This window comes from Hydrogenophaga sp. A37, assembly GCF_002001205.1.
Taxonomy (GTDB): Bacteria; Pseudomonadota; Gammaproteobacteria; order Burkholderiales; family Burkholderiaceae_C; genus Hydrogenophaga.
In genome coordinates, this window is the sequence record NZ_MUNZ01000120.1 from 1 (window position 1) to 16,907 (window position 16,907).

The 16,907-nt window shown below is 65.2% G+C and carries 14 protein-coding genes; 2 read left to right on the forward strand and 12 right to left on the reverse strand.

Annotated features, from left to right (window positions below):
- On the reverse strand, positions 1-1,285 hold a 1,285-nt coding region (locus B0E41_RS15955; protein WP_077332152.1), incomplete at its 3' end, for a DNA polymerase Y family protein.
- The gene (gene imuA, locus B0E41_RS15960) at positions 1,230-2,087 is read right to left on the reverse strand and encodes a translesion DNA synthesis-associated protein ImuA (RefSeq protein WP_077332153.1); all 858 of its coding nucleotides are present in this window, start codon (positions 2,085-2,087) and stop codon (positions 1,230-1,232) included. The genes B0E41_RS15955 and imuA, both read right to left, overlap by 56 nt.
- Before the next feature lie 148 nt (positions 2,088-2,235).
- Between imuA and rpoH the strand changes: the two genes are divergently transcribed.
- Together rpoH and B0E41_RS15970 are read left to right on the forward strand one after the other, a co-directional pair.
- Entirely contained in the window at positions 2,236-3,195 is a 960-nt protein-coding gene (gene rpoH / locus B0E41_RS15965; protein WP_077332154.1) for an RNA polymerase sigma factor RpoH, read from the forward strand.
- A 121-nt stretch (positions 3,196-3,316) separates the two neighbouring features.
- Positions 3,317-5,095, forward strand: a complete 1,779-nt coding sequence (locus tag B0E41_RS15970) for a 7TM diverse intracellular signaling domain-containing protein (protein WP_077332155.1) — start codon at positions 3,317-3,319, stop codon at positions 5,093-5,095.
- A 146-nt stretch (positions 5,096-5,241) separates the two neighbouring features.
- Here B0E41_RS15970 and B0E41_RS15975 read toward each other — a convergent pair whose 3' ends face one another.
- The 10 genes from B0E41_RS15975 to B0E41_RS16020 form a co-directional block, all read right to left on the reverse strand.
- Positions 5,242-6,270: a metallophosphoesterase gene (locus B0E41_RS15975; RefSeq protein ID WP_077332156.1), complete on the reverse strand. Its 1,029-nt coding sequence runs from the start codon at positions 6,268-6,270 to the stop codon at positions 5,242-5,244.
- Between the two features lie 72 nt (positions 6,271-6,342).
- A complete protein-coding gene (gene lysS / locus B0E41_RS15980; RefSeq protein WP_077332157.1) occupies positions 6,343-7,890 on the reverse strand; it encodes a lysine--tRNA ligase in 1,548 nt (515 codons plus the stop codon).
- 69 nt (positions 7,891-7,959) lie between these two features.
- On the reverse strand, positions 7,960-8,676 hold the full coding sequence (locus tag B0E41_RS15985; protein ID WP_077332158.1) for an ABC transporter ATP-binding protein: 717 nt from the start codon (positions 8,674-8,676) through the stop codon (positions 7,960-7,962).
- A gap of 12 nt (positions 8,677-8,688) precedes the next feature.
- Positions 8,689-9,459 carry an ABC transporter ATP-binding protein gene (locus tag B0E41_RS15990; RefSeq protein WP_077332159.1) on the reverse strand — a complete coding sequence of 257 codons (771 nt, stop codon included), beginning with the start codon at positions 9,457-9,459 and terminating at the stop codon, positions 8,689-8,691.
- Between the two features lie 11 nt (positions 9,460-9,470).
- Complete coding sequence (locus tag B0E41_RS15995; RefSeq protein WP_143433865.1) at positions 9,471-10,553, reverse strand: ABC transporter ATP-binding protein; 1,083 nt, start codon at positions 10,551-10,553, stop codon at positions 9,471-9,473.
- 16 nt (positions 10,554-10,569) lie between these two features.
- Positions 10,570-11,499 carry a branched-chain amino acid ABC transporter permease gene (locus B0E41_RS16000; protein ID WP_077332161.1) on the reverse strand — a complete coding sequence of 310 codons (930 nt, stop codon included), beginning with the start codon at positions 11,497-11,499 and terminating at the stop codon, positions 10,570-10,572.
- Between the two features lie 230 nt (positions 11,500-11,729).
- Positions 11,730-13,022, reverse strand: a complete 1,293-nt coding sequence (locus B0E41_RS16005; RefSeq protein WP_253194921.1) for a replication-associated recombination protein A — start codon at positions 13,020-13,022, stop codon at positions 11,730-11,732.
- 11 nt (positions 13,023-13,033) lie between these two features.
- Positions 13,034-13,669, reverse strand: a complete 636-nt coding sequence (gene lolA, locus B0E41_RS16010) for an outer membrane lipoprotein chaperone LolA (RefSeq protein WP_077332175.1) — start codon at positions 13,667-13,669, stop codon at positions 13,034-13,036.
- Between the two features lie 46 nt (positions 13,670-13,715).
- Entirely contained in the window at positions 13,716-16,064 is a 2,349-nt protein-coding gene (locus B0E41_RS16015) for a DNA translocase FtsK (RefSeq protein WP_077332163.1), read from the reverse strand.
- 124 nt (positions 16,065-16,188) lie between these two features.
- Positions 16,189-16,863 carry a Crp/Fnr family transcriptional regulator gene (locus B0E41_RS16020; protein WP_077332164.1) on the reverse strand — a complete coding sequence of 225 codons (675 nt, stop codon included), beginning with the start codon at positions 16,861-16,863 and terminating at the stop codon, positions 16,189-16,191.
- Positions 16,864-16,907 lie beyond the last annotated feature (44 nt).

A 16,907-nucleotide genomic window follows, 5' to 3' on the forward strand; every position in this document is an offset into this window, starting at 1 on the left:
GAAACCACGCGGGCGCCTCGTCCAGCCGGGTCTGGAACACCCACAACACGCCCGCCTGAGTCGACTGCGCGACCCAGTAGTCGCGCACCACTTGGCGAATCTGCCCGGCGGCTTCATCCCGGTCCCACCAGCCGCCGTCCACCCGCTGCGGGCCGGCGAGCAGTTGCAGCTCACCCTGGTAATACGGCCGGTTGCCACGCACCAGCAGCCTGAGCGGCGCGGGCAGGATGAAGCCGGGCTGTGGCAACTCAGTGACCGGCGCGGGCTGGCGGGGCAAGGGCTCGGCGGCCGGCTGCCAGCGGCACATCCACTCGGGCCGGTGGTCTTCACACAGCACCGGGCGCACCACACGCTGCGGGCCCAGGCGCGCGGCGATGCGCTCCAGCACCAGCGGCAACGCTTCGCCACCCGCGTTGTCGTCGGGCAGCCAGGAGGCACTTTTTTCTTCCAGCGGCACCACCTCGTCGGCGACCAGCTCCAGATCGCCCACCGGCGCCAGCAGCGCCACCCGGGCCAGGTGCTCGGCGAGCAGGCGGCAGAGGTGGTGAATCTGGCGCGTGGGCTCGGCCGTGCGCACGGTGAGGCTGCCGCCCTCGCCCGCCGACCTGGCGCGCATCGCGTCGTGCGCCCAATGGAGCGTGAAGGCGGTGGTGCCGCTGTGTCGTGCGGCGAGCCAGCCACACAGCGAGAGCAACAGGCGGCGCGCGCCGAACAGCAGGGCCGTTGCATCGTCCACGCGGAACATGAGCTCCAGCCGCTGCGCGAAGCGCTCGGGCAGCGCGATCCACTGGTGCACCTCGGGTGCGCGGCCATAGGCCCGGTCGAGCGCGGCGAGCAGTTGTTTGTCGAAGCGCCGGCCGACACCGCCGCGCGGCAGGCGCCGCACGTCACCCAGGGTCCGGCAGCCGATGTGCGCGAGCGTGAGGCGGTGCGGGCGCACGGCGCTGAGGGTGTCCATGGGCAGGGCGTCGAGCCGCGTCGCCAGCGGCTGCCGCCAGCCGCCTTCCACGCCGGCCCGCGCCAGTGCCAGCGCGGCCAGGCTGTTGGGCGCCCAGGCGATTTGGCTCACGCCCAGCTCCCGACCTTCCGTAGCCACCCGCTCGCGCAGCGCACGCCAGCCGCCAAACAGGCGCACGCTCGCCGCCAACTCCATGACCACGGCTTCGTCGGCGACAGCGACCCGGGGCGTGAATTGAAGTGCCCAGATCGCCAGCGCCTGCAGCGCCGCGTCAGTGGGCGAGGCGGTGTCGTCGGGTGTCGGCAGCAGGAGCGCGGACCAGAGCATGGTCGGCCTCACGGTCAAAAGAAGGGGCGGTCTGAGGCGCCGGGTCGCGCGGCAACAGGGCGCTGGGCTTTTGCAGCCGTGGCGTCAGGATGGCCTGCAGACCGCCGGGCACCGAAGGCAGGTGCAGCGTGGTCTCCAGCGGCGGCCCCTTGCGCTTGACGATGTCGACCAGCAGCTCCCAGTCCGCCCCCACGCGGGCGAGCAGGCGCAGCGGCGCGGCCGACGATTCTCGGGCCGCCGCGGCGGGCCGGCACAGAAACACCGGGCCGGTGCAGCCCGCGGCCAGCACCTGCAGGCGGCGCACCTGTTCGGCGCGCACCTGCGGCAACCAGGCGATGAGCGCACCGCAGGTGTTGGCCTTAACCAGTTGCTCGGTGGTCCACAAACGCTCGGCCGGCGTTTCGGCCATCACCCAGACCAGTTGCCGTTCGTTGATGCCGTCCAGCCGCAGGCCCGGCGGATGCGGCGGCCGGGGCGGCCCGACCAGCACCACGCTGCGCCCGGCGGAGCACATCTGGCGCAGCAACGGCCCGAGCAGCCGCCACTCCAGGGTGCCGTTCTGGGCGCTCAATAGGTCGATGACGCCGTGGCAAGGCCAGCCGCCACCGGGCAAGGCCGCATCGAGCGCCTCGAAGCCGCTGGACAAGGTGGCCGCCACCGGGCTGCCCAGCTGGTCAGCGCGCCAGAGCGCCGCCGCCACTGCGGGCGGTAGCGCACCGACGGACAGGGCCGGTCGGAGGGACAGTGAAAACGTTGGCCCACCTGTGGACTCATCGGGCGGGCCAGCCAGCAAGGCAGACATGAAACTCCAATACTGTTTTTATGTACAGTAAAGGAAATCAGACCTTGTGTCCATCCCCAAGATCTCAAGGTCATGGAACCATCGTCTTAGCACTCGTTCATAGAGAGTGCTAATATTTGTGCAAGACCAATCTGAGGAGGGTTCTTCTATGTCCACATCCCTGATGACACCCACCGCTCTGCCGTCCGCCACCCTGGCGGTCGCCAGCCCGTGGGCGAGCCGTTCGCTGACGCTTCCCGCACTGGGCAACCTCGACGCCTACATCTCCGCCGTCAACCGCATGCCGCTGTTGACGTTCGAAGAAGAGCAGAGCGCCGCGCGCCGCCTGCGCGACCACAACGACCTCGACGCCGCCGGCCAGCTGGTGATGTCCCACCTGCGCCTGGTGGTGTCGATTGCCCGCCAGTACCTGGGCTATGGTCTGCCGCACGGCGACCTGATCCAGGAAGGCAACGTCGGCCTGATGAAGGCCGTCAAGCGCTTCGACCCCGACCAGGGCGTGCGCCTGGTGAGTTACGCCATGCACTGGATCAAGGCCGAGATCCACGAGTACATCCTGAAGAACTGGCGCATGGTCAAGGTGGCGACCACCAAGGCCCAGCGCAAGCTGTTCTTCAACCTGCGTTCGATGAAGCAGGGCTTTCGCTCAGAGGCGCTGGACGGTGACACCCACCGCGAGGCATTCTCCGATGGCGAGGTCGATCAGGTCGCGCGCGACCTGAAGGTCAAGCCCGAAGAGGTGCGCGAAATGGAAACCCGGCTCTCGGGCGGCGACGTGGTGCTCGACCCGAGCCCGGGCGACGACGGCGAAGACAGCTTCGGCCCCATTGCCTACCTGGCCGACGCGACCCACGAACCGACCGCCGTGCTCGAATCGGCCCAACGCGATGCGCTGGCCACCGAGGGTGTGGCGCGCGCCATGGGCGAGCTGGACGAGCGTTCGCGCCGCATCGTGACCGAGCGCTGGCTCAAAGTGAACGACGACGGCTCGGGCGGCATGACGCTGCACGAACTGGCGGCCGAGTACGGCGTGAGCGCCGAGCGGGTGCGCCAGATCGAGGTGGCGGCCATGAAGAAGATGCGCAAGGCACTCACCGCGTTCGCCTGACCGCGCACCCGGCCCCACAACCCCGGACCGGCTTTGCGCCGACCGGGGTTTTTCTTTGGGCGCCCTGCTGGCAAGGGCCTCGTCAGCTGGGCGCACGTGCCAGGGAGACACAATCGGTGTCATGACCCACCCACACGCTCTCCGCCGAGCCACCCACACCGTCCGCTGTTGGTGCCGGCTGGGCCTGTGGCTGTGGGCGCTGGCCTTGTGCCCCCTCACCCAGGCAGCACCACCGACATCGGATACCACGCTCCAGCCCATCGAGCTGGATGACCGTCTGCACAGCGTGCCGCTGGCGCAGCACAGCGTGTTCTGGGTGGACCCGTCCGGAACCATGACGGTGCAGCAACTGGAGGAACAACAGGCAGAGCTGCCGTTCGAACGGCGCAGCGCCACACACCGGATGCGCCTGGGAGAGCATGGCGTGCTGTGGGTCCGCTTTGATGCCTGGGTGCGCGACAGCCGCTCGCACTGGGAACTGGAGCTGATGCGCTCAGGCACCGACCGTGTCAGCCTCTACCACCGCCTGGCGGACGGCCACTGGCACGAGCAACACGCGGGGGATCACGTGCCGGTGAGCGAATGGGCCTACCCCGACCGCTACCCGGTGTTCGGTCTGGACACGCGCACCGACGCGCCCGTGACCTACTGGGTGCGCATCGAACACGCGCGGGTGCCGTTCTCCGGCGAGTTGGTGATTCACAGCCACAGCCAGTTGCGCGAGCTGCGCATCCTGCAGCAGTTCCTGCTGGGGGCCTACTTCGGCATGGCACTGCTGCTGGTGCTGGTGGCGGTGGCCAACGCCCTGGTGTTTCGCGACACCAGCTTCGCGGCCTACGCGATCTACACCTCGCTGCTGGGCCTGTCGCTGGCGGCGTCGATGGGGGTGGGCGGGCAGTTCCTGTGGCCGCATTCGGCGGGCTGGAACAGCGTGGCCGAGTTCGTTCTGCTGCCGCTGGCCACCGTGGCGGCCCTGCTCTTCGTCCGCCATGTGGTGCAACCGCGCCGCATCGGCCGCTCGCTCGACCGCCTCTCGCTCACGCTGGCCGCGGTGCTCCTGATCTTCACGGTCTGGGACGTGATCGCCCCCACGCAGCTCAGCTTCGACGGGCTCACGGTCGCTGGCAGCCTGACCCTCATCGTGCTCTACGCCATGCTGTGGGCCGCCTGGCGCACGGGCGACCGCTGGGTGCGCTGGATCGCGCTGGGCATCCTGCCGGTGCTGTTGGCCGGATCGCTGCCGGTGCTGCGCAACTTCAACCTTCTTTCCTCGGGTTTCCTGACGCAGTACGCCACCGTGATCGCGGCGGTGATCGAAGCGCCGCTGCTGATTTACGGGCTGCTGCAACGTTCCTCCCTGCAGCACGAGGCTCAAGCCCGCGCCAAGGCGCTCGTGATCACCGAGCCGCTGACCGGGCTGACCAACCGCCACAACTTCATATTGCGGCTGCACGACAGCCTGGTGCGGGCTCAGCGCTACCGACACAAGAACGCGGTGCTGCTGATCGCCCTGGACAACCACGGGTGGTTCAACACCGAACACGGCCGGGAAGTGGCCGACCGCGCGCTGGTGCTCACGGGTTCGCTGCTGCGCTCGGTGGCGCGCGACGTGGACACCGCCGCGCGGGTGGACGACAACCTGTTCGCCTTGCTCATGGAAGGCCCGGTCCGCGCGGCCCAGGCTGTGGCGGCCTCGACCGCCATCGTCGCTGGCGGGCTGCGCCCCTCCGATCAGTTGCCCATCGGATCATCGCTGCGGTTCAAGGTGGTGCTCGCCCTGCTGCCCGACGAAGGGCACGAGCTGCAACTCGACACCCAGGCCCACATGGCCTGGCTGCGGGACGCGGTGCACGACCTCCAGCGCGACAAACGCAAGAGCATCGAGACACTCAATTTCTAGATTCGAGCGTCGGATATCCATGGCCTCGGCGAGCGACCCCTGCGCTTGAAACGGTGCGACCCAGGGCACCGCCGGGCCGGCTCTGCCGGACGGCCAGTGCCGCCCCCTTGAGGGGGTCGCGCGAAGCGCGGCGGGGGTGGTTCAATTCAGCGGACGAGATCCACTTGATCAATGGTCGGCCTCACAGCCAGCCGCGCCGGCAGGCCGATCGTGCCCACCCCCGGCGTCACGAGCAGCCGCCCCGCCGGGGTGTCGTACAGCCCGTTCCACCAGGCTTGCTGTGAATTCGTGTGGCGCAGGAACCAGGGCGTGAAGCCCGGTATCCAGATCTGGCCGCCGTGGGTATGGCCGGCCACCGAGAGAAAGGCAGCGTCCGCCGGCAGCAAGGCCACGGTATCGGGCTGGTGCACGACCACCAGCCGTGGTGAAGCCACGGGCACACCCGCAGGCCAGAGGGTGCGAATCTGCTCCTGGGGACGACCGCCCCATTGATCGTCCAGGCCGACCAGCTCCCAACCCTTCCAGGGCACGACCTGACCTTCGATCAGGCGCACGCCGTGCGCCTGGAGCGCTTCGCGCAGCGGCAGTGTGAGATCGGGGCCCGGCGCCTGCACATCGTGGTTACCGAGCACGCCCCAGACCGGGTGGCGGATGCGCGACAGCGGGGCCAGCCCTTCGCGCAGGTTCAGTGAAGGTTCGTGGGTCCAGTCGCCGGCGACGAGCACCGCATCCACGTCCATGCCATTGAGCTGGTCCACCAGCGCGTCCAGTTGGTGGTCACGGAAGAACAGGCCCCAGTGGATGTCGGCCACCACCGCGAGCCGCAGGGGTTGAGCGCTGGCCGGGATGCCCCCGACCGTGGTGTGCCGCACCTGGATCCACCGCGGCTCCACCATTGAAGACCAGAGGCCCACCAACACCAGCGCCGCGTACACCGGCAAGCGCCAGCGCCGCCAGCGGGTGTCCAGCACAAACTGCGTCACAAGGCCCACCAACAGCGGAACGCCCGCCAGCCGGGGCGCCCAGTAGAGCCAGAGCATGATGAAATTGCGCTGCTCCAGACGCGGCGTGTGCCAGCGCCCGCCGTGGTCCCACGCGGTGATGGCCAGCGAGACCAGCAGCCCCAGAATGAACAGCCGCCATGCCCAGCGGTCAAGCCGGTGCAGGCGGTTCACCGAGAGACCTTCGCCCTGCGGGCTGCGGTGCGAGCTTGCTTGGGGCGGCCCGGCGCAGCGCTCATTGGAGCATCAGGCTTCGCGACGCAGCGCGGGGAACAGGATCACGTCGCGGATGCTGGGGCTGTCGGTCAGCAGCATCATCAGGCGGTCAATGCCGATGCCGCAGCCGCCGGCGGGCGGCATGCCGTATTCGAGCGCACGGATGAAGTCGGCGTCGTAGTACATCGCTTCTTCGTCACCGCCGTCTTTGGCCGACACCTGCGCCTGGAAGCGCGCGGCCTGGTCTTCGGCGTCGTTCAACTCGGAGAACGCGTTACCGAACTCGCGGCCAGTGATGTAGAGCTCGAAGCGCTCGGTCACCTCGGGGCGGTCGTCGTTGGCGCGCGCCAGCGGCGAAATTTCCGTCGGGTGCTCCATGATGAAGGTCGGGTTCCAGAGCTTCTCTTCCACCGTCTCTTCGAAGTACAGCACCTGCAGGCTGGCCAGGCTGCGCGTGGACAGCTGGTGTTTGGCTTCGGACATGCCCAGCTTTTTGAGCGCGGGGATCAGCCACTCGGCGTTGTCCACACCCTCGCCTGCTTCGGTGTATTTCAGAATCGCTTGCGGAATAGTCAGGCGCTCGAAGGGCGCGTACACGTCCACCGGCTTGCCGTTGTAGGTGAGCGGTGTGTCGCCGTGCACCTGCTTGACCACGTGACGGATCAGCTGCTCGTTGAAGTCCATCAGGTCGTGGTAATTCCAGTACGCCGCGTAGAACTCCATCATGGTGAACTCGGGGTTGTGGCGCACCGAGATGCCTTCGTTGCGGAAGTTGCGGTTGATCTCGAACACGCGCTCGAAACCACCGACCAGCAGGCGCTTCAGGTACAGCTCGGGCGCGATGCGCAGAAACATCTCCTGATCGAGCGCGTTGTGGTGCGTCTTGAAGGGCTTGGCATTGGCACCACCGGGAATGGGGTGCAGCATCGGCGTCTCCACTTCGAGGAAGCCGTGGCTCACCATGAAGTCGCGGATGCTGGAGAGCGCGTGGCTGCGCGTGACGAAACGGCGGCGCGCGCTCTCGTCGGTCATCAGGTCCACGTAACGCTGGCGGTACTTGATTTCCTGGTCGTGGATGCCGTGGAACTTGTCGGGCAGCGGGCGCAGGCTCTTGGTGATCAGCCGAATTTTGTCGGCGTGGATGGTGAGCTCGCCGGTGCGGGTGCGCATCAGCACACCTTCGGCCGCCACGATGTCGCCCAGGTCCCAATGCTTGAAGGTGTTGAGCGCCGCTTCGCCCACGCTGTCGGTGTTCAAGTAGATCTGGATGCGCCCCCCGCTGGGGCCGAACGAGGCGTCTTGCAGCGTGGCGAAGCTGGCCTTGCCCATCACGCGCTTGAGCATCATGCGGCCCGACACACTGGCGCGCACCGGGTTGGCTTCGAGCGCTTCCTTGGTGGCTTCGCTGTGCGTGGCAAACAGCGCCTCGGCCTTGTCCACCGGTTTGAAATCATTCGGGAAAGCCACTCCCTCGCCGCGCGTCTGCGCCTCACGCAAGGCCTTGAGCTTCTCGCGCCGCTCCGCAATCAGCTGGTTGTCGTCGGTGGCGGGGATGGCGTGGGCGTGTTCGGTGGTCATGGTGTGGGGCAATGAAAAACGGGTTGCGCCCGAAAGGCGCAACCCGTCATTGTAGTTTTTCGAAAAGGCTCAGTGCCCGAGGTATGCCTCTCGAACCTTCGGATCGGTCAACAGCTCCTTGCCTCTGCCCGTCATGGTGATCTCACCCGAATCCATCACGTAGCCGCGATCAGCGATCTGCAGCGCACGCTGGGCGTTCTGCTCGACCAGCAAAATGGTCACTCCCTGGGCTGACACGTCGCGCACCACCTCGAAAATCTTGTCGACCATGATGGGCGACAAACCCATCGAAGGCTCGTCAAGCAGCAGCACCTTGGGCTGGCTCATCAACGCGCGCGCCATCGCCAGCATCTGCTGCTCACCACCCGACATGGTGCCGGCCAGCTGGTCCTTGCGCTCTTTCAAACGCGGAAAGATGCCGAACATGCGCTCGATGTCGTTCGCAATGCCCGCCTTGTCGTTGCGGATGTAGGCGCCCATCTGCAGGTTCTCGGTGATGGTCATGCGGGTGAAGACGCCACGGCCTTCCGGCACCATCGCCAGACCCAACCGGACCAGATCCCAGGCACCGCGCCCCTTGATGCTCTGGCCGAGGTATTCGATGTCGCCGCCCTCGAAGGTGAGCGATCCCGTGATCGCCTTCATGGTGGTGGTCTTGCCGGCACCGTTGGAGCCGATCAGCGAGATCAGCTCGCCCTCGCGCACCTCCAGATCGACGCCCTTGACGGCCTTGATGCCGCCGTACGCGACCTTCAGGCCGCTAACTTTGAGTAGTGTGTTTGCCATGTTGTTGTGTCCTCAGCTTCCGCCCGTGCCCAGGTAGGCCTCAATGACCTTCGGATCGTTCTGCACCTCGGCAGGCGTTCCAGACGACAGCTGTTTGCCGTAGTCGAGCACGGTCACGCGATCACACAGGCCCATCACCAGCTTCACGTCGTGTTCGATCAGCAGGATGGTGCGGTTGTCTTTGCGGATGCGGTCGATCAGCTCGCGCAGCAACACCTTCTCGGTTGCGTTCATGCCTGCCGCGGGTTCGTCGAGGGCGATCAGTTGTGGATCGGTCGCCAGCGCGCGTGCGATCTCCAGGCGGCGCTGGTCGCCGTAGCTCAGCGTGCGCGACTTGTAGTCGGCAAACTTGGAGATGCCCACGTACTCCAGCAACTCACGCGCACGTGCCGTGATTTCGGCCTCTTCTTTCTTGAAGCCGGGCGTGCGGAACACGGCGCCGATCAGGCCCGAATGGGTGCGCACGTGGCGCCCGACCATCACGTTCTCCAGCGCCGTCATTTCAGCAAACAGCCGGATGTTCTGGAAGGTGCGCGCGATGCCGGCCTTGGCCACTTCATGCACGGCGGTCGGGGTGTAGGGTTTGCCGGCCAGCTCAAACGAACCGCTGTCGGGCGTGTAGAGGCCGGTCAGCACGTTGAAGAACGTGGTCTTGCCGGCACCGTTGGGGCCGATCAGGCCGTAGACCTGACCGCGTTTGATTTCGATGCCCACATCGCTCAGGGCCTGCAGGCCACCGAAGCGCTTGGACACGTTGGCGACTTTGAGAATGGTTTCGCTCATATCAGTACCGCTCACTTGCTCAAAGACTTGCCATGCTCAGGCGATGGCCACAGGCCCTTGGGGCGCAGCAACATCACCACCACCATCGCCAACGCGATCAGCAGCTGGCGCAGGATTTCCGGGCCAAGACGGCCGCCGGTCAGCTCGGTCAGCGGGCCTGCCACGTGGCGCAACACCTCGGGCAATCCGGCCAGCAACAAGGCCCCGAGGATCACGCCCGGGATGTGGCCGATACCGCCCACCACCACCATGGCCACCACCATCACCGATTCCATTAGCGAGAAGGATTCGGGTGACACGAAGCGCTGGAACGACGCGAACAGCACGCCCGACACACCGCCAAACGTGGCGCCCATGCCGAAGGCCAGCAGTTTGAGGTTGCGCGTGTTCAGTCCCATGGCCTTGGCCGCGATCTCGTCTTCGCGGATCGCCATCCAGGCGCGGCCGATGCGCGAGTCCTGCAGGCGGTAAGACAACACCACCGCCATCACCACAAAGAACAGGAACAGGTAGTAATAGAGCGTGACCGGCTGAAAGGTGTAGTCGCCGATCGTCAGGCGCTTGCCCAGGTCCAGCCCGAACACCGAAATGGAGTCGATCTGGCTCAGACCCTTGGGTCCGTTGGTGACGTTCACCGGCCGGTCCATGTTGAGCAGGAAGATGCGGATGATTTCACCGAAGCCCAGCGTGATGATGGCCAGGTAGTCACCGCGCAGCTTGAGCGTGGGCGCACCCAGGATCACGCCCGCAATGCCCGCCACCACCGCCGCGATGATCATCACGAGCCAAATGTTGGTGTGCAGGCCATCGGGGAACATGGCCGCGATCGCCGGGAAGGTGTCGGTCAGGTGCGGCGAAGCCAGCAGCGCAAACACATAACCACCCACCGCGAAGAAGGCTATGTAGCCCAGGTCCAGCAGGCCGGCGTAACCGACCACGATGTTCAGGCCCAGGGCCAGCAGCACGTAGAGCAGCGCGATATCGACAATGCGCACCCAGGAGTTGCTCCCGGTGGATTGCAGCAGGATGGGCAGCAGCAACAAGGCTGCAGCTGCCACGAGGAAGACAATCAATTTGCCCGCTTTGGTGTTCATCATGATGGTCGGCTCCTCAAGCTCGGTCGGCCACTCGCTCACCCAGCAGACCCGAGGGTCGCAGCGTCAGCACGAGCGCCAGCACAACGAAGGCAAAGATGTCGGTGTACTGGCTGCCCAGCACGCCACCGGTGAATTTGCCCAGGTAACCAGCCCCCAACGACTCGATCAACCCCAATGCAATGCCGCCCACCACCGCACCGGCCAGGTTGCCGATGCCCCCCATGACCGCGGCCACAAAGGCCTTCAGGCCTGGCATGAAACCCATGGCGTGTTGAACGGTGCCGTAGTTCGAGGCCCACATCACGCCCGCGATGGCCGCGAGCATGGCGCCGATGATGAAGGTGGCCGAAATCACCATGTCGGGCTTGATGCCCATGAGCGCCGCCACACGCGGGTTCTCGGCGGTGGCCCGCATGGCACGGCCGAGGTTGGTCTTGTTCACCAGCCACATCAGGAACGCCAGGGTGATGGCCGTGACGGCCAGGATGGTGATCTGTGTCACCGAGATCACAGCCCCGGCGAATTCGACCGGTTCGCTCGACAGCATGGCCGGGTACGACTTGGGGTTGGGCGCCCAAATGATCATCGCGAAGGTCTGCAGCAGCAGCGACATGCCGATGGCCGTGATCAGCGGCGCCAGTCGCGGTGAGTTGCGCAGCGGCCGGTAGGCCAGCTTTTCGATCGTGTAGTTGAGCGCGCCGCAGACCACCATCGCGATCAGCACCGCCACCAGCAGGATCAGCCAGCCCGGCATCCATGCCCAGGCGCTGGACATCCAGCCGATCAGCGTCCAACTGGTGAGGGCACCGACCATGAGCACGTCGCCGTGCGCAAAGTTGATCAGGCCGATGATGCCGTACACCATCGTGTACCCCAGCGCCACCAGCGCATACATACTGCCAAGAACCAGACCATTGATGATCTGTTGCAGCAAAACGTCCATACAAACTTCTCCGTGTTGTGTCCGTACCGGACGGGTTTGTCCGGTCTGGCCAGTTTCAACTTAGCAAAAAACCCGCCAGGCTCGACCTATGAACAGGACAGACTGCGGGTTGGTGGCGGATTGTAGCCACGGGTACTGAGGAGGCTGATGCGTGTAAGCCCTTATCGGACACGGGTTTACCCTGAACTTTGAATGCCATCGTCGCTTGCATCAGCGGCTTTGGGATTTCATTAGTTTTTTTGATTGTTCAGTTTTTGGAGCTCGCGCAGCTTATCGGCGATGCGAATCTCCAGCCCGCGCTCGACCGGGCGGTAAAAACCTGGCGCTGCCATGCCTTCGGGCAGGTAGCTTTCACCCGCCGCGAAGCCGCCCGCCTCATCGTGGGCATAGCGGTAGCCTTTTCCATGGTCCAGCTCTTTCATGAGCTTTGTTGGTGCATTGCGCAGGTGCATGGGCACGGGACGCGTGCCATCTTTCTTGACAAAGGCCTTGGCTTCGTTGAAGGCCTTGTAGACCGCGTTGGACTTGGGCGCCACGGCCAGATAGACCACACACTCGGCCAACGCCAGCTCCCCTTCGGGACTGCCGAGGCGCTCGTACACCTCGGCCGCGTCCAGTGCGAGGCGCAACGCACGCGGATCGGCCAGGCCAATGTCTTCGGCCGCCATGCGGATGAGGCGACGCGACATGTAGCGCGGGTCGGCACCGCCGTCGAGCATGCGCACGAACCAGTACATCGCCGCGTCCGGGTCGCTGCCACGCACGCTTTTGTGCAGGGCGCTGATGGTGTCGTAAAACTGATCGCCTCCCTTGTCGTATCGGCGCATGCGTTCACCCAGCACCCGCATCAACCAGACGTCCGTCACTTCAGCGAGCTTCTCGCGCGTGGCCGCCACCGCCAGGGTTTCCAAGGTATTGAGCAAGCGGCGCGCATCGCCGTCCGCATACGAGATCAGGCGGTCGGCGGCGGCGGTCTCGACGGCCGGCACGGCACCGATCCCCTGGGCCCGGGTGATGAGCTGGCGCAAATCGTCTTCGCCCAGGGGCTGCAACACATAGACCGCCGCTCGCGAGAGCAAGGCGGAGTTGACCTCGAACGACGGGTTTTCGGTGGTCGCGCCGATGAAGGTGAACAGGCCACTCTCCACATGCGGCAGAAACGCGTCTTGCTGGCTCTTGTTGAAGCGGTGCACCTCGTCCACGAAGACGATGGTGCGTTCCTGTTGCAGGCCGTCGCGCGCGGACTCGGCCTGCTCCACTGCTTCGCGGATGTCTTTCACGCCGCCCAGCACGGCGCTGATGGTGATGAACTGCGCATCGAACGCGTCGGCCATCAACCGTGCAATCGTGGTCTTGCCCACGCCCGGCGGCCCCCAGAGGATGCAGCTGTGCGGCTGGCCCGACTCAAACGCCAGCCGCAGCGCCATGCCTTCGCCGAGCAGGTGTTGCTGACCAATCACATTACCCAGCGTGCGTGGGCGCAGGCGCTCTGCCAGCGGTTGGTGCGAAACGGGAGAACTCACACGTTGACCGGTCAGGGACGGATCACGTCGGCGCCGGCCGGCGGCTGAAAGCGGAAGCGATCCGCCTTCAAAGGCGCATTGCCTTGCCATTGCGTGAACGTCAGCACCGAGCGTTGCCCCAGGCTGTCGGCGATGTCCAGCGCGGCGAGCTGTCCCTGGCGAAAGCCCACCCGCACCGTCTGCAGTTGACCGTCTTTGGCTTTGGGTTTGGCCTCCAGCCACTCAAGACCGTCCTGGGCGGGTGCTGCCTTGAGATCGAACACCTCGGTCAGCGCTTTCATGTCGGTGCCTGCGGCGATCAGCGCCGCAGGTGTGCTGCCCAGCACCTCCTGCTGCTTGCGGGCGGTGACCTGGTTCAAATCGACGTCGTACAGCCAGAGCGTCTGCCCGTCGGCCACGATGGTCTGCTCGAAGGGTTTGGTGTACTCGAACCGAAAGCGGTTGGGCCGCAGAAACTCGAAGCGTCCGCTGGACGTCTTGCTTCGCGCCACGGTTTCGCCCGCGCGTTTGGGCGAGGTCACCACCTGGGTGAAGCCGGATTGGGCGCTGTCCACATCTCGAAGAAAGTTCTCCAGGTCTTTGAGGCCATCGGCGAAAACGCCCGTCGAGGTGGCCGCCATGGCGGCAGCGAGCAGAAGTTGTTTGATCATGTGAACTGTGATCCGCCAACGCGGACAAGGTTGCATGGCCGCGTCAATCGCCCCGGGGCGCGACCAGAATGTCGCGCTGGCCGCTGGACGTGAGTGCGCTCACCATTCCAGCTTTTTCCATGTCTTCAAGCAGGCGCGCAGCGCGGTTGTAGCCGATCTTGAGCTTGCGCTGCACATAGGAAATGCTGGCCTTGCGGTCCTGCAGCACGATGGCCACCGCCTGGTCGTAAAGCGCATCTTTCTCGCCGCCCTCGCCGCCACCTTCGCCAAACATGTCGCCGCCCTCTCCATCGCCCAGACTGCTTTCCAGCACACCGTCGATGTAGTTGGGCTCGCCACCCTGCTCTTTCAGGTAGGCCACGACACGGTGCACCTCGTCATCGCTCACAAATGCGCCGTGTACGCGGATCGGGAATCCCGTGCCCGACGGCATGTAGAGCATGTCGCCCATGCCCAGCAGGCTCTCAGCGCCCATCTGGTCGAGGATGGTGCGGCTGTCAATCTTGCTGCTGACCTGAAACGACAGGCGGGTCGGGATGTTGGCCTTGATCAGGCCGGTGATCACGTCCACGCTGGGTCGCTGCGTGGCCAGAATCAGGTGGATGCCGGCGGCACGCGCTTTTTGTGCCAGGCGGGCAATCAGTTCCTCGATCTTCTTCCCCACGACCATCATCAGGTCGGCCAGCTCGTCGATCACCACCACGATGTAGGGCAGGCGCTCCAGCGGCTCGGGTTGTTCGGGCGTCAGGCTGAAGGGGTTGCCGATGATCTCGCCGCGCGCCTTGGCCTCTTCGATCTTGACGTTGTAGCCCGCGAGGTTGCGCACACCGAGCTTGCTCATGAGCTTGTAGCGCTTTTCCATCTCGCCGACGCACCAGTTCAGGCCATTGGCCGCGTGCTTCATGTCGGTCACCACCGGCGCCAGCAGGTGCGGAATGCCCTCGTAGACGCTCATCTCCAGCATCTTCGGGTCGATCAGCAGCAGGCGCACGTCTTTCGCGTCCGCCTTGTAAAGCAGCGACAGGATCATGGCGTTGATGCCGACCGACTTGCCCGAGCCGGTGGTACCGGCCACCAGGCAGTGCGGCATCTTGGCCAGATCGGCCACGATGGGCTGGCCACCGATGTCTTTGCCCAGACCCATGGTCAACATCGACTTGGCGTCGTTGTACACCGACGAGCCCAGGATCTCGCTGAGCTTGATCATCTGCCGCTTGGCGTTCGGCAACTCCAGTGCCATCAGGTTCTTGCCGGGAATGGTCTCGATCACGCGGATCGACACCAGAGACAGTGAGCGCGCCAGATCGCGACCCAGGTTGACGATCTGCGAACCCTTCACACCGGTGGCCGGCTCAATCTCGTAACGGGTGATCACCGGGCCGGGCGCGGCAGCGACCACACGCACTTCGACACCAAAATCCTTGAGCTTCTTCTCGATCAGGCGGCTGGTCATCTCCAGCGTCTGGCTGTCCACTCCCTGCTGGTGGGCCGGCGCGCTGTCGAGCAGGTCCACCTGCGGGAGCTTGCTGTCCGGCATCTCGGTGAACAAGGGCTTTTGCCGCTCCTTGGCCACGCGCTCGCTCTTGGGCACGTCCACCAGCGTGGGCTCGATCAACATCGGCGTCGGGTGGTGTTCCTCGATCTCGACCCGCTCGACCTTGACCACTTCCTCGCGCTCACGCGCCGCCTGCTCGCCAATGCGCTGATCTTCCACCGCCTCGCGCTTCTCCCGCCGCGACTCGAACCATTCGTCGAGTTGCCCACCCACACGCTCGGCCCAATGGCCCCATGAGAACTGGAACACGCGGGGCATGCAGATCACCATGAGGGCCAGCGCGACCAGGGCCGATCCCGTGAAGCCCAACCATCGCACCACCCAGGGGCCCAAAAGGTGACCGAATACACCGCCACCATGCCCTGGCAAGAAAACCTCCAGTCGATACAGCCGGCTCCACTCCAGCACCATGCTGGCCAGCATCAACCCCACCAGGGCCAATACATAGGCCCCCCAGCGAACCCAAGCGGCTTGCCACAGCGGCAGGGCCGTGACGTCGTGTGCTTTGCCAGGAGCCAGTCCCCGCAAACGGCCCGCCAGAGCGGAGAGCCAGACGCGCACGCCAGCCAGTACCAGCCACCAGACGGAGAAGCCCAACAGGTAGTAGCCCCCATCGGCCAGCCAGGCACCCAACTGACCGCCCCAATTGCCCACATCGTCCTGTGAACCCGTGGTGCTCCAAGCCGGATCTGACAGGGAATAACTGAGCAGCGCCAGCAGCCAGAACCCCAGCACGGCAGCCCCTGCCACCAGCGCCATCTCATGGGCAAACCGGGCAAGGCCGCTCGGCGGCGCCTTGGCCCGATCAGCATTGAGCGTGTTGAGTGAATATGTCATAGGCCTCGCAGATATCCTGCGGCAAGCTTACCCCAACGTGGCGCAAACAAATGGCCGGCCAGGGCGACCGATCAGAGGGTCAAAGAGGTGCGGAAAAGCGCCCAAGTGGCGCAGCACGACCTACTCAGCCCAGCGAAGTCAGGCGATCCTTGATGATGGTGCTGCCGTCTTCGTCCACCTCGATGAACCCCCGGTCTTCCAGGTCCTTCATCACCCGGCTGACCATCTCGCGCGAGGCACCGATCATCTTGGCCACGTCCTGCCGAGACACCCGATCTCGGATCACCAGCCTGCCATCTTTGTCGGGATGAGCAAACTCAAGCAGCGCACGCGCCACACGCCCATACACGTCCATGAGCGCCAACGATTCGATCTTGCGGTCCGCATGGCGGAGACGAAGCACCAGACCCTTCATCACCGCATAGGCCATGGAGGTGTTTTCAGGGAGGCAGCGGGCAAACTCCACCCGGCCCAGGATCAGCACATCGGTCTGCACCTCCGCGCGCACCGTCGCCGAATGCGGCTGGTTGTCGATCAAGCTCATTTCACCCACATAGTCACCCGGATTCATGGTGGCCAGGATCACCTCGCGACCGCGGGTGTCGGTGGTCACCACGCGCGCACGGCCGGTCAACACAATCGCCAGGAAGTTGGATTTTTTCCCCTGCTCCACGATCACTTCACCGCGTTTGAAACGCCGCTTGATCACCGCGTCCGCCACCGATTCAGCCTGGGCCTGGGTCAAAGTCGAAAACAAGGGGACCCGGCGGATCAAATCAAGATTGGACAGAATCGACATAGGCTTATTCCTGTGGGTGAACGGCTCAAGCCGCGCTCTTTTGT

What these genes read in the sequence shown, in the direction of transcription:
- imuA (WP_077332153.1), bottom strand. Translation starts at nt 2,087, where the DNA reads ATGTCTGCCTTGCTGGCTGGCCCGCCCGATGAGTCCACAGGTGGGCCA.
- rpoH (WP_077332154.1), top strand. Translation starts at nt 2,236, where the DNA reads ATGTCCACATCCCTGATGACACCCACCGCTCTGCCGTCCGCCACCCTG.
- B0E41_RS15970 (WP_077332155.1), top strand. Translation starts at nt 3,317, where the DNA reads ATGACCCACCCACACGCTCTCCGCCGAGCCACCCACACCGTCCGCTGT.
- lysS (WP_077332157.1), bottom strand. Translation starts at nt 7,890, where the DNA reads ATGACCACCGAACACGCCCACGCCATCCCCGCCACCGACGACAACCAG.
- B0E41_RS15985 (WP_077332158.1), bottom strand. Translation starts at nt 8,676, where the DNA reads ATGGCAAACACACTACTCAAAGTTAGCGGCCTGAAGGTCGCGTACGGC.
- B0E41_RS15990 (WP_077332159.1), bottom strand. Translation starts at nt 9,459, where the DNA reads ATGAGCGAAACCATTCTCAAAGTCGCCAACGTGTCCAAGCGCTTCGGT.
- B0E41_RS15995 (WP_143433865.1), bottom strand. Translation starts at nt 10,553, where the DNA reads ATGAACACCAAAGCGGGCAAATTGATTGTCTTCCTCGTGGCAGCTGCA.
- B0E41_RS16000 (WP_077332161.1), bottom strand. Translation starts at nt 11,499, where the DNA reads ATGGACGTTTTGCTGCAACAGATCATCAATGGTCTGGTTCTTGGCAGT.
- B0E41_RS16015 (WP_077332163.1), bottom strand. Translation starts at nt 16,064, where the DNA reads ATGACATATTCACTCAACACGCTCAATGCTGATCGGGCCAAGGCGCCG.
- B0E41_RS16020 (WP_077332164.1), bottom strand. Translation starts at nt 16,863, where the DNA reads ATGTCGATTCTGTCCAATCTTGATTTGATCCGCCGGGTCCCCTTGTTT.